The 16,704-nt window shown below is 68.7% G+C and carries 14 protein-coding genes; all 14 read right to left on the minus strand.

Annotated elements, in window-relative coordinates:
* Positions 1 to 240 precede the first annotated feature (240 nt).
* Genes nuoN through OG758_RS23030 form a run of 14 tightly spaced genes read right to left on the minus strand, consistent with a single transcriptional unit; the run spans position 241 to position 16,203 of the window.
* Positions 241 to 1,905, minus strand: a complete 1,665-nt coding sequence (nuoN, locus tag OG758_RS22965; RefSeq protein WP_326711705.1) for an NADH-quinone oxidoreductase subunit NuoN — start codon at positions 1,903 to 1,905, stop codon at positions 241 to 243.
* A complete protein-coding gene (locus tag OG758_RS22970) occupies positions 1,902 to 3,473 on the minus strand; it encodes an NADH-quinone oxidoreductase subunit M (RefSeq protein ID WP_326711706.1) in 1,572 nt (523 codons plus the stop codon). The genes nuoN and OG758_RS22970 overlap by 4 nt, the downstream gene beginning before the upstream one ends.
* 5 nt (positions 3,474 to 3,478) lie before the next feature.
* Positions 3,479 to 5,380 carry an NADH-quinone oxidoreductase subunit L gene (gene nuoL, locus OG758_RS22975; RefSeq protein WP_326711707.1) on the minus strand — a complete coding sequence of 634 codons (1,902 nt, stop codon included), beginning with the start codon at positions 5,378 to 5,380 and terminating at the stop codon, positions 3,479 to 3,481.
* A 14-nt stretch (positions 5,381 to 5,394) separates the two neighbouring features.
* Complete coding sequence (gene nuoK, locus OG758_RS22980) at positions 5,395 to 5,694, minus strand: NADH-quinone oxidoreductase subunit NuoK (protein WP_100598032.1); 300 nt, start codon at positions 5,692 to 5,694, stop codon at positions 5,395 to 5,397.
* A complete protein-coding gene (locus OG758_RS22985) occupies positions 5,691 to 6,515 on the minus strand; it encodes an NADH-quinone oxidoreductase subunit J (RefSeq protein ID WP_326711708.1) in 825 nt (274 codons plus the stop codon). The genes nuoK and OG758_RS22985 overlap by 4 nt, the downstream gene beginning before the upstream one ends.
* Complete coding sequence (nuoI, locus tag OG758_RS22990; protein WP_227296714.1) at positions 6,512 to 7,123, minus strand: NADH-quinone oxidoreductase subunit NuoI; 612 nt, start codon at positions 7,121 to 7,123, stop codon at positions 6,512 to 6,514. The genes OG758_RS22985 and nuoI overlap by 4 nt, the downstream gene beginning before the upstream one ends.
* Positions 7,116 to 8,498: an NADH-quinone oxidoreductase subunit NuoH gene (gene nuoH, locus OG758_RS22995; protein ID WP_326711709.1), complete on the minus strand. Its 1,383-nt coding sequence runs from the start codon at positions 8,496 to 8,498 to the stop codon at positions 7,116 to 7,118. The genes nuoI and nuoH overlap by 8 nt, the downstream gene beginning before the upstream one ends.
* On the minus strand, positions 8,495 to 10,993 hold the full coding sequence (locus OG758_RS23000) for an NADH-quinone oxidoreductase subunit G (RefSeq protein WP_326711710.1): 2,499 nt from the start codon (positions 10,991 to 10,993) through the stop codon (positions 8,495 to 8,497). Before OG758_RS23000 ends, nuoH begins: the two co-directional genes overlap by 4 nt.
* The gene (gene nuoF / locus OG758_RS23005) at positions 10,990 to 12,345 is read right to left on the minus strand and encodes an NADH-quinone oxidoreductase subunit NuoF (protein ID WP_266561337.1); all 1,356 of its coding nucleotides are present in this window, start codon (positions 12,343 to 12,345) and stop codon (positions 10,990 to 10,992) included. The genes OG758_RS23000 and nuoF overlap by 4 nt, the downstream gene beginning before the upstream one ends.
* Complete coding sequence (gene nuoE, locus OG758_RS23010) at positions 12,342 to 13,220, minus strand: NADH-quinone oxidoreductase subunit NuoE (RefSeq protein ID WP_326711711.1); 879 nt, start codon at positions 13,218 to 13,220, stop codon at positions 12,342 to 12,344. Before nuoE ends, nuoF begins: the two co-directional genes overlap by 4 nt.
* Entirely contained in the window at positions 13,217 to 14,539 is a 1,323-nt protein-coding gene (locus tag OG758_RS23015) for an NADH-quinone oxidoreductase subunit D (protein WP_326711712.1), read from the minus strand. Before OG758_RS23015 ends, nuoE begins: the two co-directional genes overlap by 4 nt.
* Complete coding sequence (locus tag OG758_RS23020; RefSeq protein WP_227296709.1) at positions 14,539 to 15,279, minus strand: NADH-quinone oxidoreductase subunit C; 741 nt, start codon at positions 15,277 to 15,279, stop codon at positions 14,539 to 14,541. Before OG758_RS23020 ends, OG758_RS23015 begins: the two co-directional genes overlap by 1 nt.
* Positions 15,276 to 15,830: a NuoB/complex I 20 kDa subunit family protein gene (locus tag OG758_RS23025; RefSeq protein WP_006133126.1), complete on the minus strand. Its 555-nt coding sequence runs from the start codon at positions 15,828 to 15,830 to the stop codon at positions 15,276 to 15,278. Before OG758_RS23025 ends, OG758_RS23020 begins: the two co-directional genes overlap by 4 nt.
* Before the next feature lie 13 nt (positions 15,831 to 15,843).
* Positions 15,844 to 16,203 carry an NADH-quinone oxidoreductase subunit A gene (locus tag OG758_RS23030; RefSeq protein ID WP_007383963.1) on the minus strand — a complete coding sequence of 120 codons (360 nt, stop codon included), beginning with the start codon at positions 16,201 to 16,203 and terminating at the stop codon, positions 15,844 to 15,846.
* Between the last annotated feature and the right edge of the window lie 501 nt (positions 16,204 to 16,704).

The raw sequence follows: 16,704 nt of genomic DNA on the forward strand, positions 1-16,704 counted from the left end.
CCACCGATCCCATTCATCGCCCTGTCCCCCGTACGTCCATACTCCGTGGTTCGACCACTGCTGCCACGATAGGGCTCCGCACCGACAGCCCGAAAAGTTATCCACAGGCTGGGGGTGAAGTCACCTCCCGGCCGGGGGCCCGTGGAGGCGTCCCCCACGGTGCCCCACGGCGGCCAGGAACGCCTCCGCCCGGCACCCCCTCGCGGGGACACCGGGCGGTGAAGACCGTGCGTGGCGCGGTTACCGCACGAACACGCTCGCCTGGTTCGCCAGGTCCAGGAAGTACTGCGGCGCGAGGCCCAGCACCACCGTGACCGCCACACCCACCGCGATCGTGGTCATGGTGAGCGGCGAGGGCACGGCGACCGTCGGGCCGTCCGCCTTCGGCTCGCTGAAGAACATGAGCACGATCACACGGATGTAGAAGAACGCCGCGATGGCCGACGAGATCACACCGACCACGACGAGCGCGCCTGCGCCGCCCTCCGCCGCCGCCTTGAACACGGCGAACTTTCCGGCGAAGCCCGAGGTCAGCGGGATGCCGGCGAAGGCGAGCAGGAACACCGCGAAGACGGCCGCGACCAGCGGCGAGCGGCGCCCGAGCCCCGCCCACTTCGACAGGTGCGTGGCCTCGCCGCCCGCGTCCCTGACCAGCGTCACCACGGCGAACGCACCGACGGTCACGAACGAGTACGCGCCCAGGTAGAAGAGTACGGCCGAGATGCCGTCGGGCGTCGTGGCGATGACACCGGCGAGGATGAATCCGGCGTGCGCGATCGACGAGTACGCGAGGAGCCGCTTGATGTCGGTCTGGGTGATGGCGACGATCGCGCCGCCCAGCATCGTGATGATCGCGATGGCCCACATGACCGGCCGCCAGTCCCAGCGCAGGCCGGGCAGGACGACGTACAGGAGCCGCAGGAGGGCGCCGAAGGCGGCGACCTTCGTGGCGGCCGCCATGAAGCCCGTGACCGGCGTGGGCGCGCCCTGGTAGACGTCCGGGGTCCACATGTGGAACGGCACGGCGCCGACCTTGAACAGCAGGCCCATGACGACCATGGCGACGCCGATGAGCAGTAGCGCGTCGTTCCCCATGGTGTCGGCGAGCGCCGGGTCGATGTTCTGGATCGATCCGTCCACGACATCGGCGATCGTCGCGTACGTCACCGAGCCCGCGTACCCGTACAGGAGGGCGATGCCGAACAGGGTGAACGCCGAGGCGAAGGCACCGAGGAGGAAGTACTTGACCGCCGCCTCCTGCGACATGAGCCGCTTGCGGCGGGCCACGGCGCACAGGAGGTACAGCGGCAGGGAGAAGACCTCCAGGGCGATGAACAGCGTCAGCAGGTCGTTCGCCGAGGGGAAGACCAGCATGCCGCCGATCGCGAAGAGCGCGAGCGGGAACACCTCGGTGGTGGTGAACCCGGCCTTCACGGCGGCCTTCTCGCTGTCGCTGCCGGGGACGGACGAGGCCTGCGCGGCGAACGAGTCGACGCGGTTGCCGTGCGCCTCCGGGTCCAGGCGGCGCTCGGCGAAGGTGAAGATCGCGACGAGGCCCGTCAGCAGGATCACGCCCTGGAGGAACAGGGCCGGGCCGTCGACGGCGATCGCGCCCATGGCCGCGATGTGCGCCTTGGTGGTGCCGTACCCGCCGGCCGCGAGCCCGACCACCGCGGCGAACGCGGCGGCCAGGGCGACGACGGCGAGGAACACCTGGACGTAGTAGCGGGACTTGCGGGGCACGAACGCCTCGACAAGGACCCCGAGGACCGCCGCACCGATGACGATCAGGGTGGGCGACAATTGGCCGTACTCGATCTTCGGCGCGTCGATCTTCGAGATCTGTTCCTTGAGCGGCGACGTGGCCGCCGTTGTCCACAGGCTGTGGACGGCTGCTGCGCTCACTTGGCCGCCTCCACCGCTGGCTTCGGGTCCTTCTTGTGTACGTCGGACAGGGTCTGCTTGACCGCCGGGTTCACCAGGTCGGTGACCGGCTTCGGGTAGACGCCCAGGAAGATCAGTGCGGCGATCAGCGGGACGACCACCGCGAGTTCACGCACCCGCAGGTCCGGCAGGGCCGAGACCTCCGGCTTCACCGGGCCCGTCATCGTCCGCTGGTAGAGGACGAGCGTGTAGAGCGCGGCGAGCACGATGCCGAAGGTCGCGATGATCCCGATCACCGGGTAGCGCGAGAACGTGCCGACCAGGACCAGGAACTCACTCACGAAGGGCGCGAGGCCCGGCAGCGAGAGGGTCGCGAGGCCGCCGATCAGGAACGTGCCGGCGAGCACCGGCGCGACCTTCTGCACGCCTCCGTAGTCCGCGATCAGTCGCGAGCCGCGGCGCGAGATCAGGAAGCCCGCCACAAGCATCAGGGCGGCCGTCGAGATCCCGTGGTTGACCATGTAGAGGGTCGCACCCGACTGGCCCTGGCTCGTCATCGCGAAGATGCCGAGGACGATGAACCCGAAGTGCGAGATCGACGCGTACGCCACCAGGCGCTTGATGTCCCGCTGGCCGACCGCGAGCAGCGCACCGTAGATGATGCTGATGAGGGCCAGGACAAGGATGACCGGCGTCGCCCACTTCGACGCCTCCGGGAAGAGCTGGAGGCAGAAGCGGAGCATCGCGAACGTGCCGACCTTGTCGACCACCGCCGTGATGAGGACGGCGACCGGGGTGGTGGCCTCCCCCATCGCGTTCGGCAGCCAGGTGTGCAGCGGCCACAGCGGCGCCTTCACCGCGAAGGCGAAGAAGAAGCCGAGGAAGAGCCAGCGCTCGGTGCTGGTCGCCATGTGCAGCGAACCGTTCGCCCGCGCGGCGGCGATCTCCTGGAGCGAGAAGTTCCCCGCCACTACGTAGAGACCGATCACGGCCGCCAGCATGATGAGGCCGCCGACGAGGTTGTAGAGGAGGAACTTCACGGCGGCGTACGAGCGTTGGGCCGCCGCGTTCTCGTCGCTGCCCGAGTGGGCACGGTCTCCGAAGCCGCCGATGAGGAAGTACATCGGGATGAGCATGGCTTCGAAGAAGATGTAGAAGAGGAAGACGTCGGTGGCCTCGAAGGAGATGATCACCATCGCCTCGACGCCGAGGATCAGGGCGAAGAAGCCCTGCGTCGGCCGCCACCTCGAACTCCCGGTCTCCTGCGGGTCGGCGTCGTGCCAGCCCGCGAGGATCACGAACGGGATCAGGAGGGCGGTGAGCGCGATGAGCGCCACCGCGATGCCGTCCACGCCCAGCTCGTACCGCACCCCGAAGTCCTTGATCCAGGAGTGGGATTCGGTGAGCTGGTAGCGGTCGCCGCCGGGCTCGAAGCGCACGAGCACGACCGCGGCCAGCGCGAGCGTGGCGACCGAGACGAGCAGCGCGAGCCACTTCGCCGCCGTGCGCCGCGCGGCCGGGACGGCAGCCGTGGCGACGGCTCCCACGGCGGGGAGCACCGCCGTCGCTGTCAGCAGAGGAAAGGACATTGCTATCAGACCGCCCTCATCAGCAGGGTCGCGGCGACGATGAGTGCCGCACCGCCGAACATCGAGACGGCGTACGAGCGGGCGTAGCCGTTCTGGAGCTTGCGCAGCCGGCCGGAGAGCCCGCCGACCGAGGCCGCCGTCCCGTTGACCACGCCGTCGACCAGGGTGTGGTCGACGTAGACCAGGGAGCGGGTGAGGTGCTCGCCGCCGCGGACCAGGACCACGTGGTTGAAGTCGTCCTGGAGCAGGTCACGGCGGGCGGCCCGGGTGAGCAACGAGCCGCGCGGGGCGGCGACGGGGACCGGGCGGCGGCCATACTGGAGGTAGGCCAGGACCACACCGATCACCAGGACCACCATGGTGGCCGAGGTGACGGTCGTGGCGCTGATCGGCGCGTTCCCGTGGCTGTGCTCGGTGACGGGCTCCAGCCAGTTCAGGAAGCGGTCGCCGATGCTGAAGAAGCCACCCGCGAAGACGGATCCGAACGCGAGCACGATCATCGGGATCGTCATGGACTTCGGCGACTCGTGCGGGTGCGGCTCGTGGCCCTCGGCGTCCGGCTGCCAGCGCTTCTCGCCGAAGAACGTCATGATCATCACGCGTGTCATGTAGTACGCGGTGATGGCCGCGCCGAGCAGGGCCACCGAGCCGAGGATCCAGCCCTCCGTGCCGCCCTTCGCGAACGCCGCCTCGATGATCTTGTCCTTGGAGAAGAAGCCGGACAGACCGGGGAAGCCGATGATCGCGAGATAGCCGAGGCCGAACGTGACGAACGTGACCGGCATGTACTTCCTGAGGGCGCCGTACTTCCTCATGTCCACCTCGTCGTTCATGCCGTGCATGACCGAACCGGCGCCGAGGAAGAGGCCCGCCTTGAAGAAGCCGTGCGTCACCAGGTGCATGATCGCGAAGACGTAGCCGATGGGGCCGAGGCCCGCGGCCAGCACCATGTAACCGATCTGCGACATCGTCGAGCCGGCCAGCGCCTTCTTGATGTCGTCCTTCGCGCAACCGACGATCGCACCGAACAGGAGCGTGACCGAACCGACGATGACGACGACGAGCTGAGCATCCGGCGACGCGTTGAACACCGCGCCGGAACGGACGATCAGATAGACACCCGCGGTCACCATGGTCGCGGCGTGGATGAGGGCCGAGACCGGGGTCGGGCCCTCCATCGCGTCACCGAGCCAGGACTGCAGCGGCACCTGGGCGGACTTGCCGCACGCGGCGAGCAGCAGCATCAGGGCGATGCCCGTCAGCGTCGCGCCGCCGCCCCGGTGTTCCTCCGCCGCCTTCAGGACCGGCGCGAAGGCGAACGTCCCGAACGTCGTGAACATCAGCATGATGGCGATCGACAGGCCCATGTCGCCGACGCGGTTGACCAGGAAGGCCTTCTTCGCCGCGGTGGCCGCGCTGGGCTTGTGCTGCCAGAAGCCGATCAGGAGGTACGAGGCGAGGCCCACGCCCTCCCAGCCGACGTACAGGAGCAGATAGTTGTCGGCGAGGACCAGGAGGAGCATCGCCGCGAGGAACAGGTTCAGGTAGCCGAAGAAGCGGCGGCGCCGCTCGTCGTGCTCCATGTACCCGATCGAGTAGATGTGGATCAGCGTTCCCACACCGGAGATCAGGAGCACGAACGTCATCGACAGCTGGTCCAGCTGGAAGGAGACGTCCGCCTGGAAGCCCTCGACCGGGATCCAGCTGAACAGGTGCTGGGTGAAGGTGCGGTCGTCGGCGCTCTTGCCGAGCATGTCGGTGAAGAGGAGGACGCCGATGACGAAGGAGGCGGCCGAGAGCAGCGTGCCGAGCAGATGGCCCACACGGTCCAACCGCCGTCCGCCGCACAGCAGTACGGCCGCTCCGAGCAGTGGCGCCGCTACCAGCAGCGCAATCAGGTTTTCCACTGTGCAGCGACCCCTTACAGCTTCATCAGGCTGGCGTCGTCGACCGAGGCCGAGTGGCGGGAACGGAACAGCGACACGATGATCGCAAGCCCGACCACGACCTCCGCGGCGGCGACGACCATCGTGAAGAAGGCGATGATCTGGCCGTCGAGATTGCCGTGCATCCGGGAGAACGCGACGAACGCGAGGTTGCACGCGTTGAGCATCAGCTCGACGCACATGAACAGGACGATCGCGTTCCGCCTGATGAGCACGCCGGTGGCGCCGATCGTGAACAACAGGGCGGCGAGATACAGGTAGTTGACCGGATTCACTTCGATGCCTCCTCGGTCCGCTCAAGGCGCTCGGCCGAGCGCTGCTCCAGGGCCTTCAGGTCACCGAGTGCCTCGTCCGACACGTCGCGGATCTGGCCGCGCTCGCGCAGCGTCTGCATGACCGTGAGCTCCGACGGGGTGCCGTCGGGGAGCAGGCCCGCGATGTCGACCGCGTTGTGCCGGGCGTAGACACCCGGGGCGGGCAGCGGCGGCAGGTGCTTGCCCTCGCGCACACGCTGCTCGGCCAGCTCCCGCTGCGTCCTCGCCCGCTCGACGCGCTCGCGGTGCGTGAGGACCATGGCTCCGAGGGTGGCCGTGATCAGCAGGGCGCCGGTGATCTCGAAGGCGAAGACGTACTTCGTGAAGATGAGGGCGGCGAGCCCTTCCACGTTCCCCCCGGCGTTCGCCTTGCCCAGTCCGATGAACTGGTGGAGCGAGGCGTTCCCGATGCCCACGAGGAGCAGGATCCCGAAGCCGAGTCCGCACAGCAGGGCCAGCCAGCGCTGCCCCTTGATGGTCTCCTTCAGGGAGTCCGCCGCGGTGACGCCGACGAGCATGACCACGAAGAGGAACAGCATCATGATCGCGCCGGTGTAGACGATGATCTGGACGACGCCCAGGAAGTACGCGCCGTTGGCCAGGTAGAAGATCGCCAGGATGATCATGGTCCCGGCGAGGCACAGCGCGCTGTGCACCGCCTTCTTCATCAGGATCGTGCCCAGGGCGCCGATGACGGCGACCGTGCCGAGGACCCAGAACTGGAAGGCCTCACCGGTGGAGGTGCCCGCAGAAAGAGTGGCTGCGGCGGCGAGCTGGCTCATGCCTCCGCCCCCTCGGGTTCGGGCTTCTCGCCCTTGGAGACGGCGACCTGACGCACCGTGCCGGGCGCGGCCTCCGTCACCAGACCCCGGTAGTAGTCCTGCTCGTCCGTGCCGGGGAAGATCGAGTGGGGCGATTCGACCATGCCCTCCTCGAGCCCGGCGAGCAGCTGCTCCTTGGTGTAGATCAGGTTCTCGCGGCTGCTGTCGGCGAGCTCGAACTCGTTCGTCATCGTCAGCGCGCGCGTGGGGCACGCCTCGATGCACAGGCCGCACAGGATGCAGCGGGCGTAGTTGATCTGGTAGACGCGGCCATACCGCTCGCCCGGCGAGTAGCGCTCCTCGTCGGTGTTGTCCGCGCCCTCCACGTAGATGGCGTCCGCGGGACAGGCCCAGGCGCACAACTCGCAGCCGATGCACTTCTCCAGGCCGTCCGGATGACGGTTGAGCTGGTGCCGGCCGTGGAAGCGCGGGGCTGTGGTCTTGGGCTGCTCCGGGTACTGCTCCGTCAGCCGCTTCTTGAACATGGCCTTGAAGGTCACGCCGAAGCCGGCCACGGGATTCTGGAAGCCGGGCTTGGTCTGCCCGCCCTCCGTCGACTCCTCAGCCATGGGACGCCTCCTTTCCGTCACTGGGACCCTCACCGGTTCCGTCACCGGCAGTATCCGGTCCGCCACTGACAATCAACTCCCGCTCCCCGCGCGGGCGTCGGCGCGGGACGGCCGGCGGGGTCTGGCCGGGCAGCGGCGGAACCGGGAAGCCGCCTGCCATCGGGTCGAAGGCCGCGGTCTGTTCGGCCGCCTCCCGCGCCTCGCGTTCCTTGCCGCCGCGGTCCCTGAAGATGTCGACGAGGAACGAGAGCAGAAGCAGGGCGAGGACGCCGCCGCCCACGTACAGGGCGATGGAGGCGAAGTCGTAGTTCTCGTTCCGCAGGGTCCGCACAGTGGCGACGAGCATCAGCCAGGCCACGGAGACCGGGATGAGGACCTTCCAGCCGAGCTTCATCAGCTGGTCGTAGCGCACGCGCGGGAGCGTGCCGCGCAGCCAGATGAAGAAGAACAGCAGCAGCTGGACCTTGATGACGAACCAGAGCATCGGCCACCAGCCGTGGTTCGCGCCCTCCCAGAAGGTGGACACCGGCCACGGGGCCCGCCAGCCGCCCAGGAAGAGCGTCACCGACACGGCCGAGACCGTCACCATGTTCACGTACTCGGCGAGCATGAACAGCGCGAACTTGATCGACGAGTACTCGGTGTTGAAGCCGCCGACGAGGTCGCCCTCGGATTCCGGCATGTCGAACGGCGCGCGGTTCGTCTCGCCGATCATCGTCACGATGTAGATGAGGAAGGAGACCGGCAGGAGCAGGATGTACCAGCGGTCGTGCTGCTGGGCGACGATCTCCGAGGTGGACATCGACCCGGAGTAGAGGAACACCGAGGCGAAGGCCGCGCCCATCGCGATCTCGTACGAGATCATCTGGGCGCAGGACCGCAGACCACCCAGCAAGGGGTAGGTCGATCCGGAACTCCAACCCGCGAGCACGATCCCGTAGATGCCGACCGAGGCGACCGCGAGGATGTAGAGCATCGCGATCGGCAGGTCGGTGAGCTGCATCGTCGTGCGCTGGCCGAAGATCGAGACCTCGTTGCCAGAGGGCCCGAAGGGGATCACGGCGATCGCCATGAAGGCCGGGATCGCGGCGACGACCGGCGCCAGGATGTAGACCACCTTGTCGGCGCGCTTGACGACGACGTCTTCCTTCAGCATCAGCTTGATGCCGTCGGCGAGCGACTGGAGCATGCCCCAGGGGCCGTGCCGGTTGGGGCCGATGCGCAGCTGCATCCAGGCGACGACCTTGCGCTCCCACACGATGGAGAAGAGCACGGTCACCATCAGGAAGGCGAAGCAGAAGACCGCCTTGACCACGACCAGCCACCAGGGATCGCGGCCGAACAACGAGAGGTCTTCGAGAGCGAGCGGGATCATGACTGCACCTCCTTGGCCTCGTCGATGCCCGCGGGACCGATCCGGACGAGCGTGCCGGGCACGGCCCCCGTGTCGGAGGCCACGCCCCCGCCGGTGGAGTTCAGCGGAAGCCACACGACGCGGTCCGGCATCTCCGTGACCTGGAGCGGGAGTTGGGTCGTCCCCGCGGGTCCCGTGACGGCGAGTACGTCGCCGTCCTTGACGCCCGCCTCGGCGGCCGTGGCGGCCGACACACGCGCGCGTGCCGCGTGCCGTGTGCCGGCGAGCGCGTCGTCGCCCTCCTGGAGGCGGCCCTGGTCGAGCAGCAGCCGGTGCCCCGCGAGGACGGCCTCACCGGACGCGGGCCGCGGCAGCTGCGTGGCCGACTCCAGCGAGTCCGTCGCGCGGGGCCCGCTCCAGCCGCCGAGGCGGTCGAGCTCCCCCCGCGCGGCCCGCAGGTCCGGCAGGCCCAGGTGTACGTCCATGGCGTCCGCGAGCATCTGGAGGACCCGCGCGTCTGCGGGCGCCACGGAGCGCGTCATCTGGTCGGGCTTGAGCGCGGCCTCGAAGAGGCGTGCCCGGCCTTCCCAGTTGAGGAACGTGCCCGCCTTCTCGGCAACCGCGGCGACCGGAAGCACGACGTCCGCGTGGTCGGTGACCTCGCTGGGACGCTGCTCCAGGGAGACGACGAACGCCACCTCGTGCAGTGCTTCACGCGCGCGTGCCGGGTCCGGCAGGTCCGCGACCTCGACACCGGCGACAACCAGGGCCCGCAGCTCGCCGCCGGCGGCGGCCTCCACGATCTGGCCCGTGTCGCGCCCGTAGCGGTGCGGGAGTTCGGACACCCCCCAGGCGGCCGCGACCTCTTCCCGCGCGCGCGGGTCGGTGGCCGGGCGTCCGCCCGGAAGCAGGGACGGCAGCGCGCCCGCCTCGATCGCGCCGCGCTCCCCGGCCCGGCGCGGAATCCACACCAGCTGGGCTCCGGTCGCCGTGGCGGCCCGTACGACGGCCGTCAGGGCGCCCGGCACGGCCGCGAGCCGCTCGCCGACGACGATGACGGCACCCTCGGCGCGCAGCGCCTCGGACGCCTCGGCGCCGCCGTCCTCCAGGCCGAAGCCGGAGGCGAGCGCGTCGAGCCACTCGGTCTCGGTGCCCGGAGCGGCCGGCAGCAGCGTGCCGCCCGCCTTCTCCAGGCCCCGGGTCGCGAACGGGGCGAGCCCGAACGTCCGCTGGCCGTGCCCGCGCCACGCCTTGCGCAGCTTCAGGAAGACGCCGGGCGCCTCCTCCTCGGCCTCGATCCCGACGAGGAGTACGGCGGGCGCCTTCTCCAGAGACGTGTAGGTGACCCCGACACCGTCGAGGTCACGCCCGCGTCCCGCGACCCGCGCCGCGAGGAAGTCGGCCTCCTCGCTGCTGTGCACGCGCGCGCGGAAGTCGATGTCGTTCGTGTCGAGCGCCACGCGCGCGAACTTGCTGTACGCGTACGCGTCCTCGACGGTGAGCCGGCCACCGGCGAGGACCCCGGCGCGCCCGCGCGCCGAGGTGAGTCCGCGGGCGGCGATGTCCAGGGCCTCGGGCCAGGAAGCGGGCTCCAGAACGCCCTCCGCGTTACGCACGAGCGGCGTCGTCAGCCGGTCGGGCTTCTGCGCGTACCGGAACCCGAAGCGGCCCTTGTCGCAGACCCACTCCTCGTTGACCTCGGGGTCCGGCGACGCGAGGCGCCGCATGACCTTGCCGCGCCGGTGGTCCGTGCGGGTCGCACAGCCGCCCGCGCAGTGCTCGCACACGCTGTGCGAGGACACGAGGTCGAAGGGCCGGGAGCGGAACCGGTACGCCGCCGAGGTCAGCGCGCCGACCGGGCAGATCTGGATGGTGTTCCCGGAGAAGTACGACTCGAAGGGGTCGCCCTCGCCGGTGCCGACCTGCTGGAGCGCGCCGCGCTCGAGCAGCTCGATCATCGGGTCACCGGCGATCTGGTTGCTGAACCGCGTGCAGCGGGCGCAGAGCACACAGCGCTCACGGTCGAGCAGGACCTGGGTCGAGATCGGGACCGGCTTCTCGAACGTCCGCTTCTTCCCGTCGAAGCGGGAGTCGGACTGGCCGTGCGACATGGCCTGGTTCTGCAGCGGGCACTCGCCGCCCTTGTCGCAGACCGGGCAGTCCAGCGGGTGGTTGATGAGGAGCAGCTCCATCACACCGCGCTGCGCCTTCTCGGCGACGGGCGAGCTGAGCTGGCTCTTGACCACCATGCCGTCGGTGCAGGTGATGGTGCAGGACGCCATCGGCTTGCGCTGGCCCTCGACCTCGACGATGCACTGACGGCAGGCGCCGGCCGGGTCGAGCAAGGGGTGGTCGCAGAAGCGGGGGATCTCGATGCCGAGCTGTTCGGCGGCACGGATGACCAGGGTGCCCTTGGGCACGCTGATCCCGATGCCGTCGATCGTCAGCGAGACGAGATCTTCCGGCGGCACCGCCGCCTCACCGCCCCCGGAGGGAGCGCCTGTGGTTACCGTCATGCGTTCACCTCCGTGCGCTGGTCCGCCCAAGCGGTCGACTTGGCGGGGTCGAAGGGGCAGCCCTTGCCCGTGATGTGCTGCTCGTACTCCTCACGGAAGTACTTGAGCGAGGAGAAGATCGGGGACGCGGCGCCGTCGCCGAGCGCGCAGAACGACTTGCCGTTGATGTTGTCGGCGATGTCGTTCAGCTTGTCGAGGTCGGTCATCGAGCCCTTGCCGGCCTCGATGTCCCGCAGCAACTGCACGAGCCAGTACGTCCCTTCACGGCACGGTGTGCACTTGCCGCAGGACTCGTGGGCGTAGAACTCGGTCCAGCGGGTGACCGCCCGCACGACGCAGGTCGTCTCGTCGAAGCACTGGAGCGCCTTCGTGCCGAGCATGGATCCCGCGGCGCCGACGCCCTCGTAGTCGAGGGGCACGTCGAGGTGCTCGTCGGTGAACATCGGGGTCGAACTGCCGCCGGGCGTCCAGAACTTGAGGCGATGGCCCGGACGCATGCCGCCGCTCATGTCGAGGAGCTGGCGCAGCGTGATGCCGAGCGGCGCCTCGTACTGGCCAGGGTTGGTGACGTGCCCGCTGAGCGAGTACAGCGTGAAGCCCGGGGACTTCTCGCTGCCCATCGACTTGAACCAGTCCTTGCCGCGATTCAGGATCGCGGGAACCGACGCGATGGACTCGACGTTGTTGACAACAGTGGGGCACGCGTAGAGCCCCGCGACCGCGGGGAAGGGGGGACGGAGCCGCGGCTGGCCACGGCGGCCTTCCAGCGAGTCGAGCAGTGCGGTCTCCTCGCCACAGATGTACGCGCCCGCGCCCGCGTGCACCGTGAGTTCGAGGTTCAGCCCACTGCCCAGCACGTTCTCGCCGAGGTAGCCCGCCGCGTAGGCCTCCCGTACGGCCTCGTGGAGCCGTCGCAGTACGGGGACGACCTCGCCCCGCAGGTAGATGAAGGCATGCGAAGAGCGGATCGCGTAGCACGCGATCACGATCCCCTCGATGAGGGAATGCGGGTTCGCGAAGAGGAGCGGGATGTCCTTGCAGGTCCCCGGCTCCGACTCGTCGGCGTTGACAACTAGATAGTGCGGTTTGCCGTCGCCCTGCGGAATGAACTGCCACTTCATTCCGGTGGGGAAGCCCGCGCCGCCCCGGCCGCGCAGGCCGGAGTCCTTCACATAGGCGATCAGGTCGTCCGGCGACATGGCGAGGGCCTTGCGCAGACCCTCGTAGCCGTCGTGCCGCCGGTAGACGTCCAGGGACCAGGACTTGTCCTCGTCCCAGAACGCCGAAAGTACCGGCGCGAGCAGCTTCTCGGGGCTGGTGTCGTTGTCGATCTCGGCTGCCAAGGTCATCACTCCCCCTCCTCGGCGACAGGGCCCGCCGGGTGGGCCGGATCGGAGGACGACGTGTCCTGGGGCGCGTCGTGCGAGCTCAGGTGCTCGGCGGGCGACGCGTCGTGCGGTGGCGCGTCGCCGGCGTCCCGCTGGGGACCTCCGTCGCGCGGATGGACCACGCGCGCGGGGGCGGCCTCGCCCCTGGCGAGGCGCAGGCCGATCAGCGAGGCAGGTCCCGCGCTGCCGCTCGCCTCGACGGCGCCGGGCCGCTCGTCCGGGAATCCGGCGAGGATCCGCGCGGTCTCCTTGTACGTGCACAGGGGGGCGCCGCGGGTGGGTTCGACCTGCGCTCCCGCGCGCAGGTCGTCGACCAGCCGCTTCGCGCTGCCCACCGTCTGGTTGTCGAAGAACTCCCAGTTGACCATCACGACGGGCGCGAAGTCGCAGGCCGCGTTGCACTCGATGTGCTCGAGGGTGACCTTGCCGTCCTCGGTGGTCCCGCCGTTGCCGACGCCCAGGTGCTCCTGGAGGGCCTCGAAGATGGCGTCGCCGCCCATCACGGCGCACAGCGTGTTCGTGCAGACCCCGACCTGGTAGTCACCGCTCGGCTTGCGCCGGTACATCGTGTAGAAGGTCGCGACGGCGGTGACCTCGGCGGTGGTCAGACCCAGCATGTCGGCGCAGAACTGCATGCCCGTGCGCGTGACATGACCCTCCTCCGACTGCACGAGGTGCAGCAGCGGGAGGAGCGCGGAGCGCGATCCCGGGTAGCGGGCGATGATCTCGCGCGCGTCCGTCTCGAGCCGGGCTCGAACGTCGTCCGGGTAGTCGGGCGCGGGCAGTTGGGGCATGCCCAGGCTGACGCCCTGGCCCTGCTCGGAAGGAGTGGTGGTCACCGGTCGACGCCTCCCATCACGGGGTCGATGGACGCGACGGCGACGATGACGTCGGCGACCTGGCCGCCCTCGCACATCGCCGCCATGGCCTGAAGGTTGGTGAACGAAGGGTCGCGGTAGTGGACCCGGTAGGGACGGGTGCCGCCGTCGGACACGACGTGCACCCCCAGCTCCCCCTTGGGGGATTCGACGGCGGAGTACGCCTGCCCGGCGGGGACCCGGAAGCCCTCGGTCACCAGCTTGAAGTGGTGGATCAGGGACTCCATGGAGGTGCCCATGATCTGCTTGATGTGGTCGAGCGAGTTGCCGAGGCCGTCCGGGCCGAGCGCGAGCTGCGCAGGCCAGGCGATCTTCTTGTCGCCGACCATGACCGGGCCCGGGGCGAGCCGGTCCAGGCACTGCTCGACGATGCGCAGCGACTGGCGCATCTCCTCCAGGCGGATCAGGAAACGTCCGTAGGAGTCGCAGGTGTCGGCGGTCGGGACCTCGAAGTCGTAGTTCTCGTAGCCGCAGTACGGCTGCGACTTGCGCAGGTCGTGCGGGAGGCCCGCCGAGCGCAGGATCGGTCCGGTGGCGCCGAGGGCCATGCAGCCGGTGAGGTCGAGATAGCCGACGTCCTGCATACGGGCCTTGAAGATGGGGTTCCCGGTGGCGAGCTTGTCGTACTCGGGAAGGTTCTTCGACATCTTCTTCACGAACTCGCGGATCTGGTCCACCGCGCCGGGCGGCAGGTCCTGGGCGAGTCCGCCGGGCCGGATGTACGCGTGGTTCATGCGCAGGCCGGTGATGAGTTCGTAGATATCGAGAATGAGTTCACGATCGCGGAAGCCGTAGATCATGATCGTCGTGGCGCCGAGCTCCATGCCGCCGGTGGCGATGGCGACCAGGTGCGACGACATCCGGTTCAGCTCCATCAGGAGCACGCGGATGACGGAGGCCCGGTCGGGGATCTCGTCCGTGATTCCCAGGAGCTTCTCGACCGCGAGGCAGTACGCCGCCTCGTTGTAGAACGGCGTCAGATAGTCCATGCGCGTCACGAACGTGGTGCCCTGCGTCCACGTGCGGTACTCGAGGTTCTTCTCGATGCCGGTGTGCAGATAGCCGATGCCGCAGCGGGCCTCGGTGACCGTCTCGCCGTCGATCTCCAGGATCAGCCGGAGCACGCCGTGCGTGGACGGGTGCTGCGGGCCCATGTTGACGATGATGCGCTCGTCGTCGGCCTTGGCCGCGGACTGGACGACCTCGTCCCAGTCGCCGCCGGTGACCGTATATACGGTCCCCTCGGTCGTCTCGCGCGGCGATGCAGAAGGAGTAGACATCAGGAGTACGACCTCCGCTGGTCCGGAGCCGGGATCTGGGCGCCCTTGTACTCGACGGGGATGCCGCCGAGGGGGTAGTCCTTGCGCTGCGGGAAGCCCTGCCAGTCGTCCGGCATCATGATCCGCGTCAGCGCCGGGTGGCCGTCGAAGACCAGACCGAAGAAGTCGTACGTCTCGCGCTCGTGCCAGTCGTTCGTCGGATAGACGGCGACCAGCGAGGGGACGTGCGGATCCGCGTCGGGGGCGCTGACCTCGAGGCGGATCAGGCGATTGTGGGTGATCGAGCGCAGGTGGTAGACGGCGTGCAGCTCACGGCCCTTGTCGTCCGGGTAGTGCACCCCGCTCACGCCCGTGCAGAGCTCGAAGCGCAGGGCCGGGTCGTCGCGCAGGGTCTGGGCGACGCGCACCAGGTACTCACGTTCGATGTGGAAGGTGAGCTCGTCGCGGTCGACGACGGTCTTGTCGATCGCGTTCTCGGGGACGAGGCCCTGTTCCTCCAGGGCCCCCTCCAGCTCGTCGGCCACCTCGTCGAACCAGCCGCCGTACGGCCGCGAGGCGGCGCCGGGCAGCCGTACGGAGCGGACGAGGCCGCCGTATCCCGAGGTGTCGCCGCCGTTGTTGGCGCCGAACATGCCGCGCTGGACGCGGATCTCCTCGCCCTGGTCGCCGCGCTGCCCCGGAAGGTTGGCCGCGCTGAGGTCCTTCTCGGGGTTGACCCCGTTGCTGTCCGCGTCGCTCACCGCAGCAGCCCTTTCATCTCGATCGTCGGGAGCGCCTTGAGCGCCGCTTCCTCCGCCTCGCGGGCCGCCTCCTCGGCGTTCACGCCGAGCTTGGAGGACTGGATCTTCTGATGGAGCTTGAGAATCGCGTCCATCAGCATCTCCGGCCGCGGCGGACAGCCGGGCAGGTAGATGTCCACAGGGACTACGTGGTCGACGCCCTGCACGATCGCGTAGTTGTTGAACATCCCGCCCGACGAGGCGCACACGCCCATGGAGATGACCCATTTGGGGTTCGGCATCTGGTCGTAGACCTGCCGCAGGACGGGCGCCATCTTCTGGCTCACGCGCCCGGCCACGATCATCAGGTCCGCCTGCCGCGGCGAGCCGCGGAAGACCTCCATGCCGAAGCGCGCCAGGTCATAGCGGCCGGCGCCCGTCGTCATCATCTCGATGGCGCAGCACGCCAGGCCGAACGTGGCCGGGAAGACGGATGACTTGCGCACCCAGCCCGCGGCCTGCTCGACAGTGGTCAGCAGAAAGCCGCTCGGCAGCTTTTCTTCGAGTCCCATGGCTTAAGGCCCCTCAGTCCCATTCCAGGCCGCCGCGCCGCCATACGTACGCGTACGCGACGAAGACGGTGAGCACGAAGAGCAGCATCTCCACGAGCCCGAAAACACCCAGGGCGTCGAAGGTGACAGCCCAGGGGTAGAGGAAGACGATCTCGATGTCGAAGACGATGAAGAGCATCGCCGTCAGGTAGTACTTGATGGGGAAGCGCCCGCCGCCGGCCGGCGTGGGGGTCGGCTCGATACCGCACTCGTAGGCCTCGAGCTTGGCCCGGTTGTACCGCTTTGGACCGATAAGCGTGGCCATGACCACGGAGAAGATCGCAAAGCCTGCCCCGAGGGCTCCCAGTACGAGGATGGGCGCATACGCGTTCACCGCTCCTCGCTCCTCTCAGTCGGCGCTGACTGCTGGCGGATACGTCGGGCCCGCCCCCGCTCCCCGCGAAGCCACCCCCCGATTGCACGAAGATCGCTCACATGTGAAGCAGGTCACAAGCCCAACTGCCCCGCATCCTATGCCTGCCGGTCTGTGATCTGCGACACGGGGTGCGCCAACAGCTTTGTGATCTCCACCACCTGACGAAGGATCATGAAGTCGGATGAGCGGTGATCTTCACACGCGAAGCGCCTGAGTGATCACCAGAGGTGACATCTTGGCTCGTTACCCCAGGTAGAAGCGTTGGCTCACTATCAAGAGCTGGCGCGCGCAGGCAAATTGGCGCTGGACAGAACTGGCTGATAGTGGCCGCCATTCACACATCAGGGGGAGAGGTGTGGACGTAAGTGGACGCGGGCACGCGTCCACGAGGAGCGCCCGACGGCAGAGGCGGCCCTTTTGTGACCTGCGTCACACCGCCCGTTACCTGTTAGAAACCGG

The organism is Streptomyces sp. NBC_01474, from assembly GCF_035918215.1.
Lineage (GTDB): Bacteria > Actinomycetota > Actinomycetes > Streptomycetales > Streptomycetaceae > Streptomyces > Streptomyces aureus.